The sequence below is a fragment of the uncultured Campylobacter sp. genome (assembly GCF_938040115.1).
Lineage (GTDB): Bacteria > Campylobacterota > Campylobacteria > Campylobacterales > Campylobacteraceae > Campylobacter_A.
In genome coordinates, this window is record NZ_CALHXD010000319.1 from 1 (window position 1) to 3,045 (window position 3,045).

At 41.1% G+C, this 3,045-nt stretch carries 5 protein-coding genes and 1 pseudogene; 4 read left to right on the plus strand and 2 right to left on the minus strand.

What is annotated here, in order from left to right; translation table 11 throughout:
• A pseudogene (locus tag Q0314_RS10760) lies at positions 1-292 on the minus strand (uracil-DNA glycosylase); the annotation flags it as partial.
• 39 nt (positions 293-331) lie between these two features.
• Positions 332-808, minus strand: coding sequence for a GNAT family N-acetyltransferase (locus Q0314_RS10765; protein ID WP_298058897.1), 477 nt, complete (start codon positions 806-808; stop codon positions 332-334).
• Positions 809-944: 136 nt separating this feature from the next.
• On the opposite strand from Q0314_RS10765, the gene rpmH reads away from it, so the two are divergent.
• The 4 genes from rpmH to yidC all read left to right on the plus strand — a co-directional run.
• Positions 945-1,079, plus strand: coding sequence for a 50S ribosomal protein L34 (gene rpmH, locus Q0314_RS10770; protein ID WP_002946826.1), 135 nt, complete (start codon positions 945-947; stop codon positions 1,077-1,079).
• Between the two features lie 14 nt (positions 1,080-1,093).
• A complete protein-coding gene (rnpA, locus tag Q0314_RS10775; protein WP_366114794.1) occupies positions 1,094-1,411 on the plus strand; it encodes a ribonuclease P protein component in 318 nt (105 codons plus the stop codon).
• A complete protein-coding gene (gene yidD, locus Q0314_RS10780) occupies positions 1,390-1,755 on the plus strand; it encodes a membrane protein insertion efficiency factor YidD (protein WP_009496673.1) in 366 nt (121 codons plus the stop codon). The genes rnpA and yidD overlap by 22 nt, the downstream gene beginning before the upstream one ends.
• Positions 1,755-3,045 (plus strand): membrane protein insertase YidC (gene yidC, locus Q0314_RS10785; RefSeq protein WP_298058899.1); only part of this gene is annotated, 1,291 nt, incomplete at its 3' end. The genes yidD and yidC, both read left to right, overlap by 1 nt.

Below are 3,045 nucleotides of genomic sequence, written 5' to 3' on the forward strand. Positions count from 1 at the left end.
CGTTTAAATTTTGCAAAAACTTATCGTCGCCTGCTAAAAACTTTCCGCTCGCGTCCTCGGCGGCGCTTGGCGCGTCAAATACGAAAACCACCTTAGCACTTTTATCTCCAAAGCCCGTTAGCGCGTGGGTTGCGCTCTTGCAAAGCTCGCATAGATTGCACTCTTTGATGCTCGCGTTTAGTTCGGCAAGGCTACTTGGCAAGGCCGCGGACGAAGGCGAAAAATCGGCAAATTTATACCCGAACGCCCTCAGATAGTAAAGCTCTCTTAAAATTTCGTTTGCGTAACTCATCGCGCGATGATATCCAAAAGGGCGTTAAAAACAGATAAATCAAAGCGCTAGTTTGTTTAAATTTTCGCCGTCCAAGCGGTAGTTTCGCCACTGCTCGGACTGGTTTTTCGCGCCCATCTTTTCGTAAAATTTGATGCCCGGCTCGTTCCAGTGCAGGCACGCCCACTCGAGGCGTTTGAGGTTTTCGTCCTTGCAAATTTGAGCTAGATGCTTAAAAAACTCTTTTCCTATGCCTTTGTTGCGATGCTCTTTTTGGACGTATAAATCCTCCAAATACATCCCGCCAAGTCCCAAAAACGTGGAAAAGGTGTAAAAATATATCGCGTAAGCTATGATTTTGCCTTCTGTTTCGCAGACTAAAATCCGGGCGTAGTTTTTCTCAAAAATAGACTCGGCAAAAATTTCGGGCGTAAATTTGACATCACCGCTCATTTTTTCGTACGCGGCTAGTTCTTTAACCAGCTCGCAAACGGCCGAAACGTCGGCTCTGGATGCTTTTCTAATAATGTAAGGCAAAATTTTCTCCTAAATTTTAATGAGCGATTATATTTTTATTATTTTAAAACGAAGTTTAAAAATTTATTAAAAGGATTTTAAGCGATTTGTTGATAAAATCACCGACTTATATCAAAATCACCATAAGGAAAAATTTATGAAAAGAACATACCAACCTCATAAAACCCCTAGAAAACGCACTCACGGGTTTCGCGTCCGCATGAAAACTAAAAACGGTCGCAAAGTGCTAAACGCAAGACGCGCAAAAGGCAGAGCAAGATTGGCCGTTTAAGCAAATTTAGCTCTATAAGCAGCCAAAAGGAGTTTTCAAGCATCTACAAAGAGGCCGTCAAATGGCACTGCGAGGAGGCGATAGTCTTTTTTAAGCCTTGCAATGAAAACAAACTAGCCGTCGTAGCCAGCAAAAAGGTAGGCAAAGCCGTCGTTCGCAACCGATGTAAAAGACTTTTGCGAGCGGTCGTAGTCGAGATTTCAAATGAGCTTGCGGACGGCATTTACGTGATAGTCGTTAAAAACGGGCTAGATAAAAGCTCGTTTTTAAAGCTCAAAAAAAATATCTCTTGGGCTATGAAAAAACTCGGATGTATAAAATCAGGCATATGAAAATGATAAAACAAGCTATTTTATTTTTGATAAAAGCGTATCAAGATTATATCTCCAAATTTACTCCGAAGTCTTGCAGATACTATCCCTCATGCTCGGAATTTGCCGTTTGGCAGTTTAAATTTAACGGCTTTTTCTCGGCGCTTTTTGCGGTTATTTTTAGAATTTTACGCTGTAATCAACTCTTTAAGGGCGGCATCGACTACCCTGTCATCAGTAAAAATTTCAACTCTTTTTTTATATCCAATCAAAATTTAAAATCACATATCGCATTTTGGTTCGTCCCGTATAAAAAAAATAAATTCTACGTTATTAAAAATTTAGACTTTCAAAAGGAAAAATAGTGTTAGACAATATGTCAGTTCAAAAACGCGTGCTATTAGCGACCGTTTTATCTTTTATCTTTTTTATCGCTTACGATTATTTTTTTATTCCTAAAAATTTGCCGTTAGATCAAAACCAAACCGTTGCAGCGCAGCAGGTAGGGCAAGCAAATGCCGCTCCGAGCGCAAATACCGCATCGGGCGCTAGCGCTCCGCAAGCCGTAGCGACGCAAAGCCGCGAGATCGCTGTGATAAAGGGCGAGCACTTTGAGGCGCGCATAGACGAGCTGGGCAGGATTTCTAAATTTTATCTAAATGACGAAAAATATAAAGATAATGGAAAACGTGTTGAATTGGTTTGGGGGCAATATTTACCACTTGGGATAGATTTCGTAGACAGTAAACTGAAAGAGCAGTCATCGAAGGTATCTTATTATAGTGATATTAGTGAGCTTGTTTTGGGTGATGAGCCAAAAACCATCACATTAAAGCAAGATTTGGAGGGTTCAAATATAACTAAAAAAATTACATTCTATCCAAATGGAAGTTATGATTTGGATATCAATGTAAGTTCTGGTCAATATTTTATAACGCCTGGTATTCGTCCAAATGTGGCTGTAGATCGACTTGCTTTTCATGGTGTTCTCTTGAGGCATGACAATAAAAAACTAACCATTATTGAAGATGGTGACATTGATGCTACTCAAAATTTTAATAATATTAATATAGCTGCGGGTAGTGACAAGTATTACACGACGTTGTTTTTTAAATTTGACGGACTTTTAAATCCCGTAGTTTCAAAAGACGGCGCGGGCAATGCAGTGATATTCGTAAAAGGCGAGCAAAATTTTAAAGCTAAAGGCTACATCGGTGCCAAAGACCACGCTACTCTAAGCCAGATAAACGAGGAGCTCGTGGACGTCATCGAGTACGGCTGGTTTACCTTTATCGCAAAACCGATGTTCGCATTCTTAAATTTACTTTACGGCTATATCGGCAACTGGGGCTGGGCGATCGTCGTACTAACGCTAGTTATCAGGATCGTGCTTTTCCCTCTTACCTACAAAGGCATGCTATCGATGAATAAGCTAAAAGATCTGGCGCCGAAGGTAAAAGAGCTGCAAGCCAAATACAAAGGCGATCCGCAAAAGCTAAATATGCACATGATGGAGCTATATAAGAAAAACGGCGCCAACCCGATGGGCGGCTGCTTGCCGATACTTATGCAGATCCCGATTTTCTTTGCGATTTACCGCGTACTACTAAACGCGATCGAGCTAAAAGCGGCGCCGTGGATACTCTGGATACACG

Bases quoted from the DNA above. Each gene is read 5' to 3' on its own strand.
- rpmH (WP_002946826.1), top strand. From the start codon at position 945: ATGAAAAGAACATACCAACCTCATAAAACCCCTAGAAAACGCACTCAC.
- yidD (WP_009496673.1), top strand. From the start codon at position 1,390: ATGTATAAAATCAGGCATATGAAAATGATAAAACAAGCTATTTTATTT.